Origin of the sequence: Mycoplasmopsis agassizii, from assembly GCF_002272945.1 — a bacterium.
GTDB classification, from domain to species: domain Bacteria; phylum Bacillota_I; class Bacilli_A; order Mycoplasmatales; family Metamycoplasmataceae; genus Mycoplasmopsis_B; species Mycoplasmopsis_B agassizii.
This window is the reverse complement of sequence record NZ_NQMN01000001.1, coordinates 365,040-390,063: the sequence shown is the minus strand read 5'-3', so window position 1 is coordinate 390,063 and position 25,024 is coordinate 365,040. Positions and strand designations below refer to the sequence as shown.

At 28.0% G+C, this 25,024-nt stretch carries 18 protein-coding genes and 1 tRNA gene; 15 read left to right on the top strand and 4 right to left on the bottom strand.

The genetic code is table 4. The features are described from left to right. Nucleotides 1-105: 105 nt before the first annotated feature. The 7 genes from CJF60_RS01490 to CJF60_RS01460 all read left to right on the top strand — a co-directional run bounded on the left by CJF60_RS01490 (nucleotide 106) and on the right by CJF60_RS01460 (nucleotide 6,035). Nucleotides 106-2,547, top strand: coding sequence for a hypothetical protein (locus tag CJF60_RS01490; RefSeq protein ID WP_084231906.1), 2,442 nt, complete (start codon nucleotides 106-108; stop codon nucleotides 2,545-2,547). A gap of 599 nt (nucleotides 2,548-3,146) precedes the next feature. Next, nucleotides 3,147-3,755: a thermonuclease family protein gene (locus CJF60_RS01485; protein ID WP_084231905.1), complete on the top strand. Its 609-nt coding sequence runs from the start codon at nucleotides 3,147-3,149 to the stop codon at nucleotides 3,753-3,755. A 1-nt stretch (nucleotide 3,756) separates the two neighbouring features. Then, nucleotides 3,757-4,062: a hypothetical protein gene (locus CJF60_RS01480; RefSeq protein ID WP_084231904.1), complete on the top strand. Its 306-nt coding sequence runs from the start codon at nucleotides 3,757-3,759 to the stop codon at nucleotides 4,060-4,062. Further along, complete coding sequence (locus CJF60_RS01475; protein WP_084231903.1) at nucleotides 4,046-5,164, top strand: MHO_1580 family protein; 1,119 nt, start codon at nucleotides 4,046-4,048, stop codon at nucleotides 5,162-5,164. The genes CJF60_RS01480 and CJF60_RS01475 overlap by 17 nt, the downstream gene beginning before the upstream one ends. Then, nucleotides 5,151-5,591: an MHO_1590 family protein gene (locus CJF60_RS01470; RefSeq protein WP_143823375.1), complete on the top strand. Its 441-nt coding sequence runs from the start codon at nucleotides 5,151-5,153 to the stop codon at nucleotides 5,589-5,591. Before CJF60_RS01475 ends, CJF60_RS01470 begins: the two co-directional genes overlap by 14 nt. 100 nt (nucleotides 5,592-5,691) lie before the next feature. Further along, the gene (locus CJF60_RS01465; RefSeq protein WP_084231901.1) at nucleotides 5,692-5,922 is read left to right on the top strand and encodes an acyl carrier protein; all 231 of its coding nucleotides are present in this window, start codon (nucleotides 5,692-5,694) and stop codon (nucleotides 5,920-5,922) included. A gap of 38 nt (nucleotides 5,923-5,960) precedes the next feature. Further along, a tRNA-Trp gene (locus CJF60_RS01460) sits at nucleotides 5,961-6,035 on the top strand. 17 nt (nucleotides 6,036-6,052) lie between these two features. Here the strand turns inward: CJF60_RS01460 and CJF60_RS01455 are convergent. Further along, nucleotides 6,053-6,931, bottom strand: coding sequence for a DegV family protein (locus CJF60_RS01455; RefSeq protein ID WP_084231900.1), 879 nt, complete (start codon nucleotides 6,929-6,931; stop codon nucleotides 6,053-6,055). A 22-nt stretch (nucleotides 6,932-6,953) separates the two neighbouring features. On the opposite strand from CJF60_RS01455, the gene CJF60_RS01450 reads away from it, so the two are divergent. From CJF60_RS01450 to CJF60_RS01415, 8 genes are all read left to right on the top strand, one after another. Beyond that, complete coding sequence (locus tag CJF60_RS01450; RefSeq protein WP_159444190.1) at nucleotides 6,954-7,550, top strand: hypothetical protein; 597 nt, start codon at nucleotides 6,954-6,956, stop codon at nucleotides 7,548-7,550. After that, complete coding sequence (gene tyrS, locus CJF60_RS01445; protein WP_084231898.1) at nucleotides 7,538-8,776, top strand: tyrosine--tRNA ligase; 1,239 nt, start codon at nucleotides 7,538-7,540, stop codon at nucleotides 8,774-8,776. Before CJF60_RS01450 ends, tyrS begins: the two co-directional genes overlap by 13 nt. 139 nt (nucleotides 8,777-8,915) lie before the next feature. Then, on the top strand, nucleotides 8,916-10,274 hold the full coding sequence (locus CJF60_RS01440; protein WP_084231897.1) for a DUF302 domain-containing protein: 1,359 nt from the start codon (nucleotides 8,916-8,918) through the stop codon (nucleotides 10,272-10,274). A 160-nt stretch (nucleotides 10,275-10,434) separates the two neighbouring features. Further along, nucleotides 10,435-12,291, top strand: a complete 1,857-nt coding sequence (locus CJF60_RS01435; protein ID WP_084231896.1) for a transketolase — start codon at nucleotides 10,435-10,437, stop codon at nucleotides 12,289-12,291. Nucleotides 12,292-12,561: 270 nt separating this feature from the next. Then, a complete protein-coding gene (locus CJF60_RS01430; RefSeq protein ID WP_084231895.1) occupies nucleotides 12,562-14,967 on the top strand; it encodes a hypothetical protein in 2,406 nt (801 codons plus the stop codon). Nucleotides 14,968-15,287: 320 nt separating this feature from the next. Further along, nucleotides 15,288-17,840: a hypothetical protein gene (locus CJF60_RS01425; protein ID WP_084231894.1), complete on the top strand. Its 2,553-nt coding sequence runs from the start codon at nucleotides 15,288-15,290 to the stop codon at nucleotides 17,838-17,840. A gap of 155 nt (nucleotides 17,841-17,995) precedes the next feature. Continuing rightward, nucleotides 17,996-19,150, top strand: coding sequence for a restriction endonuclease subunit S (locus tag CJF60_RS01420; protein WP_084231893.1), 1,155 nt, complete (start codon nucleotides 17,996-17,998; stop codon nucleotides 19,148-19,150). A 101-nt stretch (nucleotides 19,151-19,251) separates the two neighbouring features. After that, on the top strand, nucleotides 19,252-19,905 hold the full coding sequence (locus tag CJF60_RS01415; RefSeq protein ID WP_084231892.1) for a hypothetical protein: 654 nt from the start codon (nucleotides 19,252-19,254) through the stop codon (nucleotides 19,903-19,905). A 445-nt stretch (nucleotides 19,906-20,350) separates the two neighbouring features. Here CJF60_RS01415 and CJF60_RS01410 read toward each other — a convergent pair whose 3' ends face one another. Genes CJF60_RS01410 through CJF60_RS01400 form a run of 3 tightly spaced genes read right to left on the bottom strand, consistent with a single transcriptional unit; the run spans nucleotide 20,351 to nucleotide 25,014 of the window. Further along, nucleotides 20,351-22,693 carry a glycosyl hydrolase family 65 protein gene (locus CJF60_RS01410; RefSeq protein WP_084231891.1) on the bottom strand — a complete coding sequence of 781 codons (2,343 nt, stop codon included), beginning with the start codon at nucleotides 22,691-22,693 and terminating at the stop codon, nucleotides 20,351-20,353. A 4-nt stretch (nucleotides 22,694-22,697) separates the two neighbouring features. After that, a complete protein-coding gene (gene pgmB / locus CJF60_RS01405) occupies nucleotides 22,698-23,393 on the bottom strand; it encodes a beta-phosphoglucomutase (RefSeq protein WP_180737974.1) in 696 nt (231 codons plus the stop codon). After that, nucleotides 23,380-25,014 carry an alpha-amylase family glycosyl hydrolase gene (locus CJF60_RS01400; protein ID WP_084231889.1) on the bottom strand — a complete coding sequence of 545 codons (1,635 nt, stop codon included), beginning with the start codon at nucleotides 25,012-25,014 and terminating at the stop codon, nucleotides 23,380-23,382. Before CJF60_RS01400 ends, pgmB begins: the two co-directional genes overlap by 14 nt. Nucleotides 25,015-25,024 lie beyond the last annotated feature (10 nt).

Genomic DNA, 25,024 nt, shown 5'->3' with positions numbered 1-25,024 from the left:
AAGTAAAAATTTCAAAAAAACTTTAAAAATTTTAAAATAATGGCTATTTTCTTAAATAAGTTATAATTTCAACGCAACTGGCAGAAGGTTGTAAGGGGAATTTAAATGACAAAAAAAGGGCTTTTATTATTGAGTAGTTTTTTTGCTATTGCAGCAGTATCGGGTGCTGCAGTTGCAGCTGGTGTTGCTATTTCACAAAATAGATCTATAGCAACTCCGGCTCCAGTAGTGGTTACCGATACTGATTATCTTAAAGAAGCAACTGATGCGTTAAAAATGGCAAATTTTAATAAAGATAAACCTGCTTCTAGACAGTATGTGCCAACTCAAGTTTTCGAAAAAAATACATTAAAAAATCTTGGTTTAGAAAAATATTCAGAAATATGAAACGAAAAAATTCTATTTTTCGAAGTTTTAAGCACCACTCAAAATACTTTAACAATCAAAGTTTCACTTAGAAATGCTGAAGATAAAAAAATATTGCTTTACGACAATATTTTAATAACTGGTTTTGAAGACAAGAACGCTGAAAAAGAGTCAAAATTTAAAATTGAAGAAATTATTTGATCATCTAAAAAAACATTTAAAAATGCCCAAGAAGACCTTACAATAAGTCAATTATCAAGTTTAAATTTAACAGAAGATAATGATGTTTTAGAAAAACTTCAGGAAATTAGCCCTGATTTTAAAAAACAGTATCAAAGTTCATTTTCTAAGGGTTTGATATTAACTAATGTTTTATTTTCTTCAGATCCTAAAGACAATAGTATTTTAAATGTAAATGCTGTTTTAAGATTGAATGAATTGTTCCATGGAATAAAATTTAAAATAGAAGGCTTTAAAAAACAAATAACACCTACTGAAAAAGTCGCACTTGATTTACAAGCTTTTAAGGCAAGTTTAGAAGAACAAAAATTTGTTGTTGATAAAACAGACTTAACTGCAGCAGATTTTTACCTAGCAAATAAAGATTATTCAACTACAACTCAGAAAAAAGAACTATTAAAAATTTCAAAAGAATTTACAAGTAAATTTAACAGCCTTGAAGGTATTGGTAAAGGTTCTATTTCTCTAGCTGTAACTACTAATAATGAATTACAGGTTGCAATGAATTTAAAATTTGGCGATTATGCTGATAAAGTTATCTTCTATTTTACAAACTTTAAAGAAATGTTATCTGAGCAAGAAACAGCTTGAAAAAACTATACTGATTTAGTTTCAACATTATCAGTTACAACCCTTAATTCCTTATCAATAAATGATTCTGCTCTAGCTTTTTATAATAAACATTTAAGACCATTAACTTCTTTTGAAAAACAATTGCAAGCAGTTGCTGATTTGATTAACGCAGATGTTAATCAATTCGCACTACTTACAAGAAAATTAAGTGATCTAAATATCATTAGAACATTTTCAGTTGATGATACTGATTTTGATAAACCTGGAAGATTAGTCATAAATTTTGAAGCATTTGTTGATAATAACTATCGCTCTTTTAAAATTTATGTAACTGAATTTCAACCTGAAAATGTCTTTAATCAGCAGTTTAGATTACTTGCTGAATCAGTTGATAACAATTTATTTAACTCATTAATTACTAACAAAACATCAGCAGTAATTGCTAGTGAATTTAATGCTTTAACAACAGTTAAAGAGAAAAAGGTTTACATCCATTCTTTAACTAATATTATTCAAGCGCATGAAAATACTTTTTATACTGACTACATTGAAAATGTAAAATTAGAACAAGCAAATCAAAATGTGTTAATTTCATTTTTAGTAAAACATGGTAACTATGAAAAACAAGTTAGCTTTACAATTAATAGTTTGAACTTAACTTATTCATCAGAATTTTCAAATAACTGAACAAAATGAAATCAAGAAATTGATCAACATATTCAGGATTGAAATAAAAATACTTTATATATTGATGCTGAAAGTATTTTTAATATAAACGTTTATCCACAAAATTTTGGATTGTCTATTCAAAATTTAGCAGAGAAATTTAATATCGATAAAACTTATTGAAGAGAACTATTAACTAGAAAATATGGTGGGGCAAATTACGCTTATAATATTGAATATAAAAGACCTGCAACAACTAATTTAATAGGTGAAATTATTATTACAATAATTTCAATTGATGCCAATAATATTCAAAGAAAAAGAGTAATTGCTTTAACTAGTTTTATTTCAAAAGATGATGTTGTTGCTCAAAGAAATTACAGGGATAGAATTGAATTACTAAAAAGCTTACCAACTAAATTAGAATTTAGTAATAAGGTAGCAACAATTGATAATTTAAATGAAATAAATCGAACATCTGATTTAAATAAAAAATTAGAATTATTAATTTCACGTTTATCTAATAAGCAAAATATGGATTACTACACTTTTGGATTAAAGGTTAAAAGGTTCAAATTAGAACCAACTCAACCACTTGCTTTATCAAACAAAATGACTGAATTAAAACTTACAATTAACTTTGATTTTGGATCATTAGAAGTTCCTGATTATGTGATAATAATTACTGGAGTAAGTAAATAATCTATTAATTAAAATTTAATTATTTGTGTCTAAGGCACAAATAATTTTTTATTTTTCGAGTCTACATTAACATTAAAATTACTTTTCAAAAACATAAATAACTAAATTAAAAAATCAAAAAAATCATTGAAGAAACAAAATTTATTTTTTATAAACTAAATTAAAAATATTTAATGTCTTAACTATTAACTTGTTTTTTAAAATTAATTAGTTATTTTTATGAGAAATTATTTAATTTTATAATTTAATATAAAAATAATTTTTATTAAAAAAAGATTAAAAATATTTTCCAAAACCACTAAAAAATTTTATTGCTAAATAGGGAGGAGAGATATTAAACAAATTTCTTTTCCCTAGAAAATGCTTGCATTTTTTATAAGTCTCAATTTATTTAAAGTGAATTAAATTAGTAGTTCAAATTAAAACACTAATTTAATTGCAATTTAATTTTCTAAAGCGCCTTTCCTTTAATATTATTTATCCATTTCTTTCCTATACTTTATAAACTTAAATTTTTTTCTGATGACTTTCGTACCATAATTTTGATTTAAAAAATTAATAAATGTAATTGATACTTAAAAATAAAAGCAAACAAAAAAATGAAAAATAGATTTTCCAAAAACAAAATAATCAATTTTATAGTAATTAAAAAATTACTAAAATTATTAATATTTACAGTTCCACTTTTTACTGTTGTAATTACTTCATCATGTATTGAAATTAAAAAAGATACTTCGAAAGATGAAAATGAAATTACCAAAATAATTAAAATTTATGATGGAGATACTTTCTATGATAATAAAAAAAGTTTTAGATTATTTGGAGTTGATACAGCTGAATTAAAAGTTGAAAATTCTTATAAATATGATTTGGGTTTTTATTATGCAAAACAAGCAAAAGAATTTACTTCAAATTTAATTTTAAATAAAAATATTAAATACAAATTAATAAAACTGGATAAATATAAAAGATCAGTTGCTAAAGTTTTTACAGATGATAATTTAGATTTAGCTAAAAAATTAATTAGTGAAGGTTTAGCAATACTTGCATATTTTTCAACTAACAAAAAAGATTTTTATTATTACAATGATGAAAAATATTATAAAGAATTACTTCAGGAACAAAGTAATGCGCAAATTAATAAAAAAGGATTTTGAAAAGAATCGAGTGAAAAATTAAAAACAATCTTTCCAAAACATTACAAATAAAATGAATAAAAATAAAAATGACAATAGATTAAAAATCATTGATCTTGTTGCTTTTATAAAAGAAAAAATTAAGGAGAATATTAAAATAAATGATGAACTTGACTTTATATATTTATTTGAATTTATAAAAAATAAAATGAATGAAAATCAATCATTCGTTCTAAATTTTTATTTAGAAAAATACAATAATAAAAAGTCAATTGCTAGTCAAATTCAAAAATCAGAACTAAATATTTTTAAAAAATCTTCCAAGCAAGTTCTCGATTTATTTGACACTTATTTCAATTACCATGAATCTAGTAAATAACACAGTTGAACCTGCACAGGTTTATCAACACAAAATTGATTTCGTTGAACATTTTCAAATAACTAATCAAACTCTACCAAAAGAAAAACTTCAAGTAGAAATAAAGAGATATCTTTCTGATGATTCATTTAGTATAAAAGCAAGGATGCTTGCAGATACAAGTAGAAATATAGTTTTCACGCTTCAAATTAATAATAAAACAATTGCCACTAGCCAAAATTATTATACAAATAATCCACGTGGTGGTTGGCTTGAAGCTGTATTTATTGCTCCAAAAATAAAAATGAAATTATCTGCTGTGAATAATATTACAATTATTGCTAATAATATATCTAACGGTTCAATAACTGGTCCTTTGTTCATTTCTTCCATTAATATTGGTTTAAATGATTATAAAAGAGACTACTTAATTGATTCTGAAAGTCTTAAAATTAGAATTCCATACATCATCAGATTTACCAATGAAGCTGTTAAAGTTAGGTCAAGAATGAGTGCTCAATTAGATATTGAATATCTTGAAATCAAATTTAAAAAACCTGAATTTGAACGCTTTAAACCAATAGTTAATCTTTTAGATTATGAAATAAGATCAACTGCCAATGAAGATATTTTTAAGCAAGTGGATCTTAAAGTAGGAAAAATTAAACAAGATGATATCTCTGATGAAAACGAGATTAGGTCTATTTTTGTCAATGATTTTCAACCGTGAATCAATAAAGGTAGATTAGAAGTTGTTAGCCAAAGTTATTATGACTTTGAAAAACATAAAACTGTTAATCTTCTTGGAGCCAACTCACAAACAGGACTATTAGTTCCATATAATTTTAAAGGTAATTTTATTTTAAATTTTGAACTTCAAGTCAATGAAGCATTCAAAAATTTAAAAATTGCTTTAAATCAGAGATTTGATAAGGCCTTGTTAAATGCAGATGATGGTGAAATCAAACTGAAGATTAAAAATGGCTTTTGAAATGAAAGTTTAAAAAGCCAAAAAGGAATAATCAAAAATAGCGAATTTAGTAAAATTATTGACAATAATTTTTCTCTATTCTATTTTGAGACAACATATCAAAGGCGTGATTTAGATGATGAAGCTGAGTAAAACTAAAATAAAAAACTATGTTTTTAAAAATAAGATTGCTCTTGGAACATCTGCTTTAATAGTTGCTTTTTCTGCTGCCGCAGTAGGAATTTACTTTGCAGTGCAAAATAATAAACCTGAACAAGTATCTCCACCTATTAATAAACCGATAGAATTACTGCGAGAAGAGCAGATTTTCTCAGATTTTCATAGTGAAGATTTTTACAAGTATGTAAAAATCAAAGATGGTGATTTTTATTTAGAAGACAATATAATTGCTAGTTTTATTAAAGATCAAATTTCAAGAATGGCTATTAGTTATGGTTGATTTACTTATGAATATCAAATTGTAAGTCCTAAAGTGATTAATTTAAAACTAACTTGAAGCGATGAAGATAACAATAAAATCAGTCGAGTTTATAACTTTGAAGTTTCAAAGAGTAAATAAAATAAAAACATTATTTTTTGCTACTAAAATGTTTTATTTTCTATAATTAGATTAATAATTTATCAATACATTTAAATTGTAGGAAGGTTATAAAATCACTATGGATGTAAAAAAAGAGATTATTTCTCGCCTTGATAGAATGTCAAAAACAAAACCAACTGAAGATTCAAATATTTTTGAATTAGGAATTGATTCACTAGATCTAGTTCACTCAATTTCAAATTTGGAAGATGTTTTTGAAATTGAAATCACTGATACAGAATTAGTTCAACTGCAAAAAGTAAGCGATATTGTTGCTTTAGTTGAAAGAAAAATTGATGAAAAAAAATAAGCATTTTGCTTATTTTTTATTATAATAAATCTCAGCGTAGGAGTATAGTTCAACGGTAGAACATCGGGCTTCAACCCCGTGTGTTATGGGTTCAAATCCTGTTACTCCTGCCATTTTTTTATTGCCTTTTTTATAAATCGCTATTTAAAACGTGTTGTAATTTCTCGCTTGATTCTTTAGAAAAAGTATTATTTGCTAAAGCAATTGCCTTATGTCCTGTATGGATGGCAACGACTGAAGGAATGTTTCCAACAAATACTGATGAGCCTGAAATAGTTTCGAAATCTTGAATAAAGTTATCGATTTGGGGATTATTTGCATGCAAAATAACTGGTGTTGATTCAAAATCTTTATCTTTGCTTTCTTCAGTTAATTCTTTCATCATGTTATTAATAACCTTGTCAAAAACCAAACCTTTTGCATGGCGCAGTAATTGTCCATCTTCAAATTTAATCACTGGTGTGATTTTTAATAATTTAGCAACTTTGGCTGCAGCAGGACTTAAACGCCCCCCTGCTACTAAACGGTCATTGCTAAAAGGAATTAGTAAAATCTTTTGATCTTCTCTTCAAACTTCTAATTTTTTAAGTGCAGTTTCAAAATCTTGACCTTCTGCTAATGTTTTTTCAAAATCTAATAATGCAAGTGGTATCAACATTGCCACTTTATTTGATTTAACTACATGAACATTTTTAAATTTCATAGCAGTTGCTGCTAGGTTTTGATATTGGCTTGATAAGTGTTTGGAAATCGGAAAAACGATTACCTTATCATTTTCTTGTGATAATTTTTCAAATAATTCTTCAACTAATGCAGGTGGTGTTGCCGAAGTTTGGACTTTACTTTTAGGATTAAAAAAATCATAAATATTCTTACTTGTTACATCAATTCCATCTTGATAAAACTTATCGTCAATTGTAATACCTAAAGGTAGGTAGTGTCAGTTTAATTTTTCAGCCTCTGCTTTTGATAAGCCACTTGCTGAATCTATAATGATTGCTATTTTCATATTTTATATTATAATTAAAAACATGTCTATATACATTAAAAATCAGGCATTTAAAAATAGCCTTTTAATCAGCATTGATGCATCAAAAAAAGTATCAAAAACACTAGATTTTGATGCTTTTTCATTACTTTTTGCTGAAAACACCCTAGTTGGTGTAAACTTCTTTGAAGTTCATAACGATCTGTTAAAAAAATTTAATTTTTCTTACGGTTCATTAACTGAAGAGTTAAGAGGAACTTTAAATTCACTTATAAGTGAGCAAATTAAAGGCCAACCAGAATATTTAATACCTCAAAAAATTAACTATTTAAGTGCACAAATTATTGATATTAAAAAGCATGAAAATAGCAATAATTTGGACTTTGTAACCTTAAAAGCAGATCAAGAATATGAAGTTGTAACTAACTTAAAAGGGCTTAAAATAGGGGATAATGTAACAGTTGCAACCCTAGGCACCTTATTAGCAACTGCTAAAGTTGTTGGCTATGAAAAAATTGCAAATCACTTTTCTAAAGTGATGTTAGTTTCAGAAAAAACTATGAAAATTTCAGATGATTTAAAACCATATTCATCAAATTTAGAAAACGGAAAGGAAATCTTATTCACATGAAAGATTTAAAATCATTAATCATAGATTTAGAAAAAAGAGGTGTTATTAAAAACATTTCTAAAAAAGATAAACTAGATTTAATTACTAAAGAGCAAGGAGCATACATCGGCTTTGATCCGACTGCAACATCACTACATCTAGGAAATTACACGCAAATTGTTAACTTAATCAGAATCAAAAATGCAGGTTTTAAAGCAGTTGCCTTATTAGGTGGTGCTACTGGGATGATAGGTGATCCTTCTTTTAAAAACGCAGAACGTAACTTATTAGACATGGAAACTTTGAAACTTAATAAGTCAAAAATTAAAGATCAACTTGCTTCATTTGGTTTAGAAGTAATGGACAATTATGATTTTTATCAAGATATGAATGTTCTAGATTTTCTAAGACTAGTAGGAAAGTATTTTAACATTGCGACTCTTTTAGCAAAAGAGTCGATTTCAAGTAGAATCGAAAAAGGACTTTCATATACAGAATTTTCTTACTCATTATTACAAGCTTATGACTTTCTTACACTAGCAGAAAAACACGGAGTCATGATTCAACTAGGAGGCAGTGATCAGTGAGGAAATATTACTGCAGGATTAGAATTAATTAACTCAGTTCATGGTAATAAATACCCTTATTTAGGGATTACAACTAACTTAATTGTTGATGAACACGGTAATAAATTTAGTAAAAGTACAGGTGGTGGAGCATTATGATTAGATAAAGAATTAACCAGTCCTTACACCATCTATCAATACTTATTTAATCAAGGTGAATCAATTATTGAAAACTTATTAAAACAACTTTGTTTAGAGGATTTAAGTGAGATTGAAAAGGTGCTTGAAGAACACCAAAAAGCCCCAAAAATGAGGCTTGCGCAAACTTTTTTAGCTAATTCTGTGGTAAAAAATTTACACGGTGAAAACGCTTTAAAACAAGCTATTAAAATTAGCGAAGCACTATTTAATGGTTCAGAAAATGATTTAACCTTAGATGATTTAAAACAACTTTTAACTAGCTTACCAGTGATTAATTATGAGCAAGATTTGGCGCAAATGTTGATTAATGGAGAGGTTGTAAAATCAAAAAGAGAACTAAAAGAATTTCTTGATTCTAACGCCTTAAAAATCAACGGTGAAGTCATTAAAAATGTTGATCAAAAACTTAATTTAGACCTTTATGAAGGTAAATATTTACTAATTAAACGAGGAAAACGTCACCATTTTATTGCAAAAATAAGTAACTAAAAACTCAAAAACCAAGCAAAAAATTGCGTTTGTAAAAAACATAATTATTTTTTTAATTTCAGGAAAAAAATAATAATTCTATAAAATTTTATTATCAAAACCATCTTTTTGGTTTTGAATAAAATAATAAGAGGTCAAAATGAAGAAAAAAATAATTATTTCAACACTATTTGGAGGAGCAGTTTTAGCATCAACTGCAGCATTAATTGCTTGTGCACCTTCAAAAGATACGAAGGAAGAAGACAAAAAAACAGTTAAAACCTTAATTGATTCGCTTGTAACATCTGTAAATGTTACAAATGCTGAATCATTGAAAGTCGTTCCTAGTTCACTAGCATCAGTTGATCAAGCAATGGTTACTAAGTGATTAGGTGGTAGTTTAAATGCTTTAGCAACTAACGGAACAATTTCCTTAAATAAAGCAACCCTTAATTTTTCAATTGTTAAAGATAGTGCAAATGACACTGCTAAAACTATTAAGCTTTCTGTAAAAGCAGTATTAAATAGTCAAACATCAGATGCAAAAGAAATTACTTTTACCTTTGGAGAAAAAATGCAATCAATTTCATCATATGAATCAGTACCTAGAGAAATTAAAAGTAATTACACAGCAGAAACTGCTTATACAAAAATTAAAGAACTGATTGTATCAACAGCTGCAGATGGTATGAGTGCAACTGTCTTTGGAGAAGTTGATCATAAGAAAAATTCTGATGATGGAAAATTAAGCGGTGACCAAGCATTAACTACTTTTAATAAAGTGATCGTTTTTGGTAACGGAAAACAAGGTACAGTTTTAATGACATCAAGCCCTGGTATGGGTCTTGAATTGCCACTTAGAGTACAAGTTTATACTAAAGGTGACAAAACTTATGTGCAAACAAATGCTCTAAAAGAAGTGCTAATGTTACACGGACAAATGAATGCAACTGCTGCACAAAACTTTGAAAACGCCGTAAAAACCAAGCTTTTAGATGTTGTAGCAAATGCTGCACCATCAAGAACTTTAAGTACAACTATGGTTAAACCTGAAGATATGAATGGTTATTCAAAAACTTTTTCAGTTACTGGTACTGCTAGTTTAGAAACAGCAACAACACTAGCTAATACTATTGTTGATAACTTAAATAAAAAAATTACAGCAGCTGGTAACACAGTCTTTTTCACAGTTGATCATGTTGCTAACGATCCTGATAAACGCTTAAAAGGTGTTAATAAAGTTTTAGTTTTTGGTAACGGGGCAAAAGGTACAACCTTGATGCTTCCTACGGTTGAACTAGGACTTGACTTACCTTTAAAAGTGCATGTTTATGTAACAAGCGACTTTAAAGTAGTGGTTGCAACTAACGCAACAGTTATGAATTTAACTAAATATGCTACAGGTCAAAGCGCTGATGTAACAACTGCAAGAAAAACTAAAGCAACTAACTTTACAAATACTGTTAAAAAATTAGTAGATGATGCAGACAAAGCACCTGCACCTGCAACTGCTCCTTAAAAATTAAACTGAATAATTCTTACCACACTTTTTTAAAGTGTGGTTTTTATAATTAGATTAAATTAATGAAAGTTTGCTTCTTTAATTTATAATTAAAAATAATCTAGTAAATAACTAGGCAAATTATATTAAATTAAATATTTTACTAATCGGAGGACATATGATTAAATCATTAGATGATTTAAGTATTAAAACATTAAAAATGAACGGTGTTGCAGCTGTTAATAAAGCAAATAGTGGACACCCTGGGATTGTTTTAGGTGCAGCAACAATGATGCACACACTTTATACAAGACATTTAAATTTTGATCCAATTAATCCTAATTGGATCAATCGTGATCGCTTTATTTTATCAGCAGGACATGGATCAGCACTTTTATATTCACAACTAAGACTAATTGGAATTTTAAAAGAAAAAGACCTGAGAAATTTTCGTCAATTTAACTCATTAACGCCAGGACACCCTGAATTTGGGCACACAATTGGTGTTGAAGCAACAACAGGTCCACTTGGTCAAGGACTTGCAATGGCTGTCGGACTGGCAATTGCACAAGCACATTTACAATCAAAATTTGCAGAAATAAATCACTATGTTTACACAATCGTAGGTGATGGAGACTTGCAAGAAGGTATAAGTTATGAGTCAATGGCGATTGCAGGTCATTTAAAATTAAATCATTTAGTGGTAATGCATGATAATAATGATGTGCAACTTGACACAATGGTTAATAAAACTAATACTGAAGACTTACAAAAAAGAGTTGAAGCAGCAGGCTTTTACTTTCAACTTGTAAGTGAAAACACAGTTGAAGCAATCGATAATGCTTTAAAAAATGCTAAAGCACAAACTGATAAACCAAGTTTTATTTCAGTTAAAACTATTATTGGTGAAGGTAGTTCAAAACAAGGAACAACTTCAGTACATGGTTCACCACTAGGTAATGATATTGATCAACTTGCTAAAAATCTAAAATGAAATGATGATTATTTTGCAGTTCCTGAATTAGTTGAAAGATTTTACTCAGAATGACGTAAAAGACAAAATCAAAACTTTAAAGAGTGAAAAGCAACTTCAAAATTACAAGCTTATTTAAAAACAGAAATTGAATTTAATGTTGATGAAACATTAAAACAAGATCAAGCTTCAAGAAATTCTGTTGGTCAGATCTTAAATCATTTAGCTAAATTAAATAAACAAATGATTGGTGGTTCAGCCGATTTATCAGTTTCTACTAAAGTAGCAGGACTTGATGGGGATTTTTCTGAAACAAATTATCAAGGTCGTAACATACTTTTTGGTGTTAGAGAAATGGCAATGGCTGCAATTGCAAATGGAATTGCATTACATTCAAACTTTAGACCTTTTGTTTCAACCTTCTTAGTATTTAGTGACTATTTAAAAGGTGCAATGCGCTTAAGTTCGTTAATGAAACTACCTGTTTTATACATTTTTAGTCATGATTCAATTTTTGTCGGAGAAGATGGTCCTACTCACCAACCAATTGAGCAACTTGCATCAATTCGCTCAATTCCTGGAATGGTTTTATTTAGACCTGCTGATGAAAAAGAAGCTTGAGGAGCATTCAAATATTACCTTGAAAATAAAGCACCAGTTACAATTGTGACAACTAGACAAAATTTAAAAACACTAGAAAATACTTCAATTGATAGGGTGTCTAATGGTGCATATTTATTAAGAAAAGGTCAAAAATGAACTTTAATTGCATCAGGTTCAGAAGTTGAAAATGCTTTAAAAATAGCCGAAGAATTCGATTTTAGTTGTTACTCAGTGCCTTCAATGAACTTAGTAACTAAAAAACCTGCATGAATTGAAGAATTTGCAATTTCAGTTGAAGCAGGTGTAACTTTTGGTTGAGATCGCCTAGCAAGATATAATATCGGAATTAACACTTTTGGTCTATCAGCACCAGGTGAATCGGTTTATGAACATTTTGGATTAGACCATAAAAATCTACGAACCAAAGTTATGCATATTATGCAAAAAAACAACAAATAGAATAACTCTTAGTGAGTTATTTTTTTACAAAATTTTGAAATTTTTGCCATCTAAAAATTTCAAAAATGAGTTAGTTTACTATTTGAAATCGATTATAAGTTGACCAAAAAAACTTGGTTAAAAATAACGCTTTTTTTGACATTACTATAAAATATAGCCGTGAAACTGAAGTAATTTTAAATGTTAATTATTAATAATAATTCAATTATTTCACTCACGCTATGTAGGAGATCAACAAAAGTGCACAATTTTATATGCACGTTTTAAGGTATGAAGAAAAAACAATTAATTCCAATAATTGCTGCAACTTCAGTAATCGCAGTTGCTAGTGGTGTTGCTGCAGCAGTTTTAGTATCACAAAAAAGCAACAATCAAAAAACGTACTTAGAAAATCTGTATGAAAAAGTAAATAAAATAAAAGGTACAGTTTCATTAACCGATGATGTAGCACTTGCTATGGGTATTTTAACTGACCAACAAATGGTTGATAAAGTTGCTAATCAATTAGCAACAACTTTATTTAAAAAATCATTTACAGAAATTCATTACTCAGAAATTATTGAAAAATGAAAAAATTTTTCAATTAGTTCTCTTTTAAGTTTATTAAAAGTTACTTCAAAACAATTCAAAGCAGTTCTTGATCAATACAAGCAACTGAATTTTGAAGTTAAAATGATTAAAAAAGGTGATAAATATCCAATGATTGCATCAATTACCATTATTAATGGTGAAATTAAAAAAGATGTAATAGTTAATTTTGTTGATGAAACTGCTGACAAAAATTCACCTACAGATTTACCTACAAGTCAAAATTCAGGTCAACAAGTTAATTCAAATAATTTAAATGACCAACAAATTATTAATAAAATCACTAAAGAAATTAATGCTAAACAATTAGTTTCAAAGGATAAAACTATTAAAGCAAGCGCTGTTTATGCACAGTATTTTTTAAATAATTCAGAAACTGAAGCTGAAAAATTAAAGTTTATTAAAAAATATGTCAATTTACCAGTTGAATTAAATGAAGAAATGGTCGCTTCTTTAGTAATCACTCAACCAAGTGAACATGCTGATAATTTAACTGTGGAAATAGTTTTTACAATAGGCAGACAACTTGGAGTTGCATCTTTTAGTATTACTGGATTTGTAAATGTTATAAATGAATTTAATGAATATTGAAAAACCTATAGCGAAACATTAAAAACAAATCCACTTACAGTTAAAACTAATTTAACTGCAAAAGATTTTTTTGAGAAAATAAAAAATCTTCAATATGCAAATCAATTATATGAACTTGCAAAAATTACTAAAAATGATGACCATAATTTGAAAAATGCCTTTAGTTCATTAGTTACACCACTACCAGTTAAATTTGGTGCAATTATAAATAATACTTTCTCATTAGTTGAAGGTGAAAACCTAGATAAACCAGGACATTTAGTTTTAACTTCAAAAACAAGTTTTAATGGAATTGAAAAAACTGCAGTAATTTTAATCAAAGGATACTTGTCATATTATCAAAGTCAAGATGCCATATTTAATGATCCAAATCGTGAATTAACTGAAAATGAAAAAGCGCAAGCAGATGCCAATAATTTTTTGTCATTATTAAAAGCATCAAATTTTAATCTTAAAAATGAAGCAGGTATTATTGCTGTAATTAACCAACTTAATTTTATAAATTCTTCAACTTCAAACGAAAACACAAAACTTGAACTTTATAAATCTTATTTAGCAACAGTGATTGTAAATGAAGAAATGTCAAAACTTTTGACAAAATCAACATTTAAGAAGTTTAATTTTACTTATAACCGACATGCTACTTCTCTAACAGATATTTTAACAATCAGTGCTGATCTGATTTTTGGTGCAGAAAACAATGTGCAAGTTCATTTTGAAAAAATGCCATTAATTGGAAAGCAAAAAATTGATGATTTTGCTGATGAAAATAAACCAATAATGCTCGATTTCAAAAATGTTGAAATCGACAACTTCCTTGAAGTTGAGAAAAAAATACATTATGCAGATCCTGAAAACATTAGAAATTATCATGCCTTTTTATATCAACTAAATCAAACCGAAATAGGTGCATTTTTATATACATACGAATGATTAGGTATTAAAATTACTCCTTTAATTGATGGCGAAGAAGATAAAGTTTCTGTTCATTTAAAAGTTAATGATCCAGTTAAAAATATAGATGGTTCATTTTCTAAAAAGGAAAAAGATGTTTATTTTGTTTTGAAATTTAAAAATAAACTTAAGTATAAAAATGTTTCCTTAGATGAATTTCTTAAAGCTGTAGACATCAGAGAAAGATTTCTTGTAATGGCTAAAAGAGGTTGATTAAAATCAAAAACCTCTGGTTTATATATGACTTTTATGGCATGAGCATATTCAGGAATTGAAAAAGTTGAAGCAGAAGTTTTGAAAAAAGATGTCCATGATTGAATCTGAACTTTAGAAGATCAAAACTCAATTAAATTGCTAGGTAAAGATGCTGCTTATAATTTAACTCAATCAAAAAATGTTATAAAAATCTATTTATTTCCGTCAAAAATGCCTAAATATTATGACTGAACAGGTATGGGGCTTACCATTATAATGTTTGATAAACAAGGAAGACAAGTACTTTATTCAGTTCCAGGTTTTGGAGTAGATATACAAAGAGTCTAGGCTTATAATATTCAAAAATAGCTTAAATTTGTTCGATTAATTCTAGCTACTGTACGTTGTTTTGAGCGTTTTTACTAGTAAATTTTGTAATTAAAAATCAACTAAATTACATCAAATTTTTAGTTTCTCAACATGTTCATCTATAGCAAAAAAATATTTTTTCTGAAAATAAAAAAAAGAAATAAAAACTACGCTTTTTTTGACATTGCTATAAAATATAGCCGTGAAATTCAAGCAACTTGAAATGTGAAATTCCGTAATTTCACTCACAAAAATGTAGGAGATAAAACAGAGTGCATATTTAATGCACGGTTTAAAATATGAAGAAAATAAAAATAATTTCAACAATTGCAGCAGTATCAGCAGTAGCAGTTGCTAGTGGTGTTGCTGCAGCAGTTTTAGTATTACAAAAAAATACTACTTCAAAAACAGTATTGCAAAATCTTTATGAAAAAGTCAGCAAAATGAAGGGTACAATTTCATTAAATAGTGATGAAGCATCTGCAATGGGTGTTTTAACTAATCAAGAAATTGTTGATAAAGCTGCTGAAAAACTTTCAGAGAAACCATTTAAAAAAGCATTTACTGAAATTAATTATCAAGAGATTATTGATAGTTTTGTTGGTTTTGAAGGAATTACTCGTTTGAACCTATTAAAACATGCTTCAACACAATTTAAAAATTCAATTGAAGATTTGGTAAATCTTAATTTTGATGTAAAATCAATGACAAAAGATGATACATATCCGTTAATTGCAACAATTACCATTACTCTAGGTGAAATTACTAAGGATGTAGTAGTTAATTTTGTTGATGAAATTAGTTCAGAAACCACAGATGGTGGTGATGTTATTACTGTTACACCTGATCCAGGTGCACCGAATCCAGATCCTAGTTCACCAGTTACACCTGATCCAAATCAGCCAGAGAATCCTGAACCAAACAAGCCAATAGTTTCAACTGAATTAAGTGATAAACAAGTAGTTGAAAAAATTACAAAGGCAATCAATGGTAGACAACTTGTTTCTCTAGATGATACTGTTAGAGCAGGAGCAGTTTATGCAGGTTACTTATTAAGTAATTCACAAACTGAAGGTGAGAAACTAAAATATGTCAGAAAATACGTTAACTTACCAATTGAACTAACTGAAGAAATGATTGTTTCATTAGTAATTAATCAACCAAGTCAATATTCAGATGATTTAACTGTGGAAATTGTTTTCGTAAAAGGAAAACAACTTGGAGTTGCAGCTTTTAGCATGAAAGGTTTTGCAAGTATTGTAAATGAGTTTGAAGAATATTGAAAAGAATACAGTGAAACTTTCAGAACAAACCCAATTACAGTTACAACTAATTCAACTGCAAATGAATTTTTTGAAAAAATTAAAGATATGCAATATGCAAATCAACTATATGAAATTGCTAAAATTGCCCAAGAAGATGATGAAAACTTAAAAAATGCTTTTAGCGTTTTAGTTACACCAGTTCCACTTAAATTTGGAGCAACATCAACTAATACTTTTTCACTAGTTGATGGTAAAGATTCTGCAAGTGCAGGTAATTTAATTTTAACAACTAAAACAGTCTTTAACGGAATTGAAAAAACTGCAGTTATTTTAATTAGAGGATTTTTATCAGAAGATCAAAGTTTAGATATAGTAACAGGTGATCCTTCTAAACCATTAGATCCAACTCAACAAGCACAAAAAGATGCTAATGATTTATTATCATTATTAAGAACATCAACACTTAATTTAAAAAATGATGTCGGAATTGTCGCAGCAATTAATCGCTTACGCTTTATAAATGCTTCAACATTAGATGAAAATCAAAAACTGGATGCATATCGAGATTATCTTGCAGAAGTTACAGTTAATGAAGAAATGGCTACTTTACTAAAAAAATCAAATTTTAAAAAGTTCGTATTCAATTATGATCAAAGTGCTAGATCATTAACAAATATTTTAACAATCAGTGTTGATTTAAGTTTTGGTCCAGATAATGATGTACAAGTTACATTTGATAAATTGCCAATTCTTGGAACTAAAAAACTAGAAGATTTTGGAGATCAATATAACCCAATTACTATTGATTTTAAAAATATTGAAATCGATAACTTCATTGAAGTTGAAAGACATTTAAACTTTATTACAACTGATATGAAAAATAACCGTTCAATCATGCAACAACTTGCTCAAACTGGATTAGGTGCTTTCTTATTATCGCATCAATGAGCAGATATTAAGTTTAAACCTTTTAGTGATGGTAAAGATGATAAACTTTCAGTTCACATTAAAACAACTAAACCAACTAAAAATGGTGATGGTTCAATAACTTCTGAAGTACATGATGTTTACATTATTTTAAAATTCACAAACAGATTAAAATATAAAGATGTCTCATTAAACTCATTCTTAGAAGCTGTTAATACTAGAGAAATGTTCTTAGCAATCACTAAAAATGGTTGAGTAAAATCAAAAATTTCAGGTCTATGAGTTACTTCATGACATGAACACATCATGGGATGAAAACCAGCTGAAGCAGATATCCCTCGTGATGATGTTAACAATTGATTATGATTATTAGAAACACCTGCTTCAATTAGAATGGTTGGTAAAGACGCTACTTGAAACTTTGTTAATTCAAAAAATGTTACAAGAATGTACTTGTATGCAGCTAAAGCACCAAGATTCTACTGAAAAACAGGTTTTGGAGTTGATATTGTTATGTTTGATAATAAAGGTAACAAAGTTCCTTATTCAGAAAAAGGACTTGGTCGTGAAGTTATGATGTTACATGATTTCTCATTTATGGATGGAAGTGCAGGTTACAACTGACACGAAATGTACATCAACGGAACTCTTTATTATTAATAAGTGTCAAAAATATTCTCTTTTGGAGAATATTTTTTATTCTTTCAAAGTTTTTTATAAATAAAACAAGCAAAAATTTACTAAGATATTCAACTAATATTTGCTTTCAAAATATATAATTTAAATTAAAAGTAATACATAGGAAAGATTAAAATATGCAGCAAAATATTTTGAAACTAATTGAAGAGGAAATTAAAAACGATAAAATTGAATTTGTAACTATAGAAAAGTTATGCAATATTAGAAATGGTTATACGCCTTCCAAAAAGGAAAAGAGTTTTTGAACTAATGGATCATTTCCTTGATTTAGAATGGAAGATTTAAGATTATCTAGTTCTAGAATTATAAGTGATTCAATTCAGCATATAACTTTAGAAGCTATTAGAGGCAAGAATTATTTCAAAGCAAATTCAATTATTATTGCAACAACAGCAACAATTGGTGAACATGCATTAATTACAACTGACTATTTAGCAAATCAGCAATTTACAAATCTTGAAATTAAAGCTGAGTTTAAAGAATTAATAACACCAAAATTTCTATTTTATTATTCATTTCTTTTATCAGAATTTTGTAAGCAAAATGTAAATAATTCTGCATTTCCATCAGTACAAATGGATGAATTTAGGCAATTTAAAATTCCAATTCCATCTACAGAAATTCAAAATAAGATAGTAAGTATCTTAGATGAATTTTCTAGGCTGGAAGCTAGAAACCAACAATATAACTACTACCTAAATTACCTTATGAATTTTGAGAATGGAAAAGCAGAAAATGTTGAATTTTTAAAATTGAGTGAAATAGCAAAAATAAATTCAGGTGTCGAACTTACTAAAGATAATATGAAAGATGATTACCCTTACCCTGTAATGGGTGGTGGTTATAAACCAACTGGAAGATACTACGACTATAATTCTGAAAGTGGAATTGCAATTGCAAAAGATGGAGTTTACGCAGGTTTTGTTAATTGAATAGATACCAACTTTTGATGTACAGGTCACTGCTACACAGTTAAATCTTCAAGTGAAAAAACAACAAACAAATTCTTATTTTATTATCTTAAATCTAAAGAATATGAAATTAAGGGACAAAAAATAGGTTCTGCAATTCCTAGTATTTATAAAGATATATTAAACAAAATTATAATCCCACTTCCTTCTCTAGAAGAACAAAATCGTATTGTCAATATCTTAGATAAATTCAGTAAATTAACTTCAGATATCAATGAAGGTTTACCTGCAGAAATCAAAATGAGAAGACAACAATATGAATACTATCGAGAAAAATTACTAACTTTTTCTACATCATAAAACACGTAAATTGGTTCATTTTCTTGAACCAATTTTTATTTCGAATGTAAAAAACTGAAAATTTTTTAAAGGTGCTATTCTTTAGTTATAATTAAATTACTATGAAAAATAAGAAATTCAAAATCACTGCCGACCAACCTACTAAAACACTTAAAGCACTAAAAGAAACACACAATATGGAAGAAACAATTCATAGAGTTGATATTAATCAAGATACAGGGAGAGCAAAATTACATTTTGAAGCAGAAGGTGATCCTAAACTTATTATTGTTACGCCACCTGGCCCAATCGACCCACCACCAGGTGGAGATTGAGAAGAAGATAACCTACCATTTGATAAAAAATGAGTTATGGATAAGATTCAAAAATCTGCAGATGGAATTATTAAATCGTTAGGGGCACAAATTAATGAAATAAGAGTGCAGAATATGGCAATTAATTCTAAAGTGGATACATTATATTCTAAAGTTGATACTTTGTATTCAAAAGTAGATAATCTTGAAGCACAAAACAAAGACCTTTATTCTAAAGTAGAGGATCTTGAAGTTCAAGTTAAAGAAGTAAAGGAACAAAATAATAAGTTAAATTCTAAAGTTGAAAATCTTGAAATAGAGGTAGGTGAATTAAAAACCCAAAATAAGGCAATTGTTAAACAAAATGATGAATTAAAAGCACAAAATGAAGGTTTGAAAAAACAAAACGAAGAAATTGTTGAACAGTTAAAAGAAATCTTAGAACTAATCAAGAAAAAGTAGTAATTTTACCAAATATCTTTTTTATTCAATTAAATGTGTCAATATATAAGAAATTTATGAAAAAAACCTGAAAAATATTTTTTTTTAAATATTTATTAAATAATAATGCATAATAGTTATGTGCGATGTTAGGGTCTAATCTACTAATATACACCACCAACGCTACGGTCGCTTCGCACATTATTAAAATAGAGTTTTCTAGAAGCTCTATTTTTTTTATTTACCTAACTTATTTTAAAGAAACTAGAAAATTTTAATTGTCAGTTTAAATATCACATATAAAAAAAGAAATTATAAATCTTAGTATTTATATAGATAAATAAACTATTTACAAATGTTTTTAATTTTACTTATTATTTTAAACGTATACAAAGATAAAAAAGCATAAAAAAACGAACCTTTTTAGGCTCGTTAATTTTTATTTGTTTCTTAATGATTAAGTAGATTACTTAATTTCAAAAGTTTGTAGTTTTTGAATTTTGTAAGGTTGATTATAAATAATTAATTCAACTTCTTTATCTGCTTCAACTGTAAAATTTGTTTTAGTTATTTTAATGTTTAAGTTACTATTTTTGTATTTAATGGTGTAATTTAAACCATCTCAATCTGGTGCTAGTAAAGGGTTTAAATATAACTTACGGTTATAATATTTTAAACCTCCGTAGCCAAAAACGATCATTTGAAATGTTGCAGCTAAAGCACCTGAATGAATACCTGTATCACTTGAATGGAAATTAGAACCTAAATCAATGTTGATAGCGTATTTAAATAAATCGTAAGCATAATCTAAACGATGGCGATATTCAATTGCACTGATTGCATAAGTTGAAGGCGAAAGAGATGAATCGTGAGTAGTTGAATTTTCATAAAAGTCTCAATTTTTTTGTAAATCTTTGACTGTTAAATTATCTTTAAATAATCAATTTATTAAAACTACATCAGCTTGTTTAGTTAATTGTCCGCTTAATTTACTAATTCCTTCGGCTGTGTTGAATAACTTTTTACCTGCATCACCACGCAGTTTAAAGCCTGAAATATTTTTCTTTTCTAAATTTAAATAAGTGTCATTTTCTGGCAAAATACCTTCACTAGTTAGACTTTGTTGTTTTAACTTATTAGCAACATTTTCTAAGTCTTCTAGTTTATATGGGTAAGGAATTTTGTTGTTGATTTTGACTAATAACTCACTGCTATTTGCTTCTAAATCTTTGATGTATTCAATTGCTAGATCTAGGTTGAATTTAGCCATTCTGTTGATAAAAGCGTTATTGTCGATATTACCTTTATATTCATTTGGACCCATGACATCTGTGATTACGTAGATATCTAATTTAGGATTATATTCAGCACGTTGACTTCATCAAATTGCTGTATCGATAATCATTTCATAACCATATTCGTTCATGAATTCTTGATCATCAGTAACTCGATAATATTGCTCTACTGCATAAGCCACATCTGCAGAAACGTGAATTTCCTGAGCACGTGAAGCAATTGGTACTTGTTTACCAGTTTTGATGTCAGGTTGACCTCAATAAGGAGTTACTTCACCTTCATGAGGCAGTGATGTTTCTCAAGGATATTGTGCACCGATATGTTTTTTTTCTTGTGCTTTTCTGCGTGCTCCATTTAAACCTAAATAACGGTATTTTAAATATTGCCTTGCTCGTGCAGGGTCTGTAAAAATTAAGTTAGGTAAAATAAATAATTCGCTATCTCAATAGTTATGTCCTTGATAACCTTCACCTGATAAACCTTTAGCAGCAATTCCATAATGGTCACTATATTTAGGGATAAATGTGTTCATCTGATTAATTGAATAATAAAGTGCTAAACGATCATATTTAGCATTATAACTTTCTCCAATGATATCAACTTCTCATTGTCTAAAAATAGATTCTCAAGTTACTAAATTCTCTGCTTGGATTTGCTCATACGAAGTTTTTTTCAAAACTTCGGCTAGTTCATAAGATTTTTTAATAACATCTTTAATATTTAAAGATTTAGGTAATTCATCTTGTGATGAATTAACGCTCATTAATTTTTCAATTACTGCGCTTGTGTTAGATTTTAAAATAAATCTAACTTTAAAGCCGATGTTACGGCGTTTCATGAAAAGTACAAAGTCATCATTATCTTTATAAGGATGTTCTTTGTTATCGTTATGCACTCTCACTTGTAAGTTTTGAATGACATGTTGTTTTGATTTAGTGCTTTGATATTGATATTGCACTAAATTTTCACTATATAGTTTTTTAACGCCTTCTTTGAAGTGCATGACTCCGTTATTATTACTTGAGCCGTTAATATGAGGCATGATAATAATTTCTGAATCTTCTCCTTCAAGTTGCTCAAAAACAAATTTTTGAGCAAATAAATGTTTAACACTTTGTGAAACATTTTTATAGTAACTAAAACGGTATTTCTTTTGATTACGGCTAAAAGTAACAACTCTTTTAATTTGTCCTGATTTTAATTCTAGTGTTTTACTGTAATCATCTTGATTATTAAAAACTAGAAATTCACCATCAATATAAATTTCATTTTGAATTGAATTTGCTAAATTAGCTAATTCAGATTCTTCATTATCATCACCTTTATTATAAAAACCTGCTAAGAAAAAATCTTCTTTATGGAGGTAATTATATTCTTCATCAACTGCTCTAATCCCGATGTAACTGTTACCTTGATTAAAAATTGATTCAGTATTTTTGGCTAGCTTATTTTCATAGCCATGTTGAGTAATTTCAAGATTATCAACATCATATTTAAGTTCGACTTTATTCATATATTTACTTTGAAGGTGTATCTCTTCTTTCTGCTTGTTTAATGATTTCTTCTAAGTTTAATTCAGTTGTATCTTGTACGATCACATTACAATAATTTTCTCAATCAGCTTCTACTCCATGAGTAATTCCGACAGTGAAAAGTCCGGCTGCTTTTAAGCCTTTTACACCTTCAAGAGCATCTTCAAAACCAATTACTTGTGGTTTTTGAAGACCTAAACCTTTAACACCATTTAAGAAAATATCTGGTGCTGGTTTACCCCTTTTAACTAACATAGGATCCACTGTAAAATCAAAATAAAATAGTAGTCCTAATGAATCTAAAATGCGCACTGCATTTTTTGAACTTGATGTGATTGCCATTCTCAAGCCCATTCTTTTTGCTTTTTTGATTAAATCTTCCATTCCTGGTAAGATATCTTTTTTCTTCAGTTCAGATTTTAATAAATTTACATAGTATTCATTTTTTTCTTTTAAGATTCTTTTGAATTCTTCTTCACTAAATTCATTAGATAATGCTTTCAGTTTTAAAATAGCAGTTAAAGTATCTGCTCTTGATAAACCTTTTAATCTTGCATTATCTTCTTCTGTATACATTATTCCATAACGTGCTAATGTTCATGATCAAGCACGGTAGTGTAAACTTGAAGTTTCCGTTATCACTCCATCTAAATCAAAAATTAACCCTTTAATTTTTCTCATCTTTAACCCTCACTAATATTGATTGATATTTATCTAATTTGTTTTCGAAAATTTCTTTAGAAGAATTTAATATAATTTTCTTCTTATTAAATTTTAAATTAATTTCGTAATTATTTAAATTTATATATGCACGAATTATTGAACCATCATTAGCCTTGCGAGTAATTGAAATTAGATTATTTTCATCTATTTTCATTTTACTTTCACCATCAATTAAATATTTTTTTAATGATGTTTTTCTTAATTTAATAAGTTGCTTATAAAAATTTAAAATCGTATTTGGGTCTCTTTTTTGTTCTAAAACATTGGTTTTACCGACATTTTCGGAAAATTTGATTCACGGCTCATGATTAGAAAAACCATGATATTGAGAATCATCTCATGACATAATCAAGCGTGAATGATCTCTTCCGTTAATATTATGATACTCTCTCATTTGCTCTTCTGTGTAAATATTTTTTTGATCTACATAAATTTTAAATGAGTTTAAAGCATCTACATCTCTAAATTCTGAACGGTCTTTAAAGTCAGCATTTGATAAAGCAATTTCTTCTCCATAATTAATTGAAGGAATTCCTTTTTGTACTAATGTAAATAACGCCAAGCTCTTCGCGCCAGTATCTCAATAAGCTTGATCTTTGATATATCTTGAAACAGCACGACTAGTGTCATGATTAGTTAAAAAGTTGATAAATTGCCCACCTGAAATCAGCTTACTATTTTGATAGCGCATTGCATTTTTACTTGCAAAGTCTTCAACTTTTCAATCAGGGTCGTAGCCATTACGACCCGTTTCTTTACCTCAACCAATCCATCACCAACTAAAATTGTAGAAAGTATCGGCAATTTTAGTTTTGTCATTTGCATACTTAATTAATTTTGAAGGAGTGATTCCACTTGCTTCACCGATAAGAAAAACATCGTTTTTATTTTTCTTAATTTCCTTAATTAAGTTTTGTAAATATTCGACCATTTTTGATCCAAAACTGTGTACTGTACCACTTTTTAGTAATTCTTTATGCACATGTTGGATAGCATCTAAACGAAATCCTTTGACTCCTAGTTGGTATCAAAAGTCAATAACTTTTGCCATTGATTTGACTACATTAGGATTTTCTCAATTTAAATCTACTTGCTCTTTTGCAAATAAATGATAGTAATATTGATCAACTTGCTCAACATATTCTCAGGCTGAGCCACCAAAAATTGATTCTGATTGATCGGCTTTTTTACTTCAAATAAAATAGTTAAATTCTTCGCTGTTAGGATCTTCTAAGGCTTTTAAAAATCATTTATGTTTATTAGAAACATGATTTAAAACTAGATCCATGATAATTTCGATATTACGTTTTTTTGCTTCACTAGCTAGTTCTTTAAAATCTTCAAGAGTTCCAAAAGTTTGTCACACTTTAAAGTAATCTAAAACATCATAACCTGCATCTGCAAATTCTGTTTCATAAATCGGATTAAGCCAGATTGCATCAATTCCTAGTTCTTGTAAATAATCTAATTTAGAAGTAATACCTTTTAGATCACCTTGTCCATCATTATTTGAATCTTTAAATGATCTAGGGAAGATCTGATAGATTACTTTATTTTTCCATGTTCTAATACTTTGCATGTTTATACAT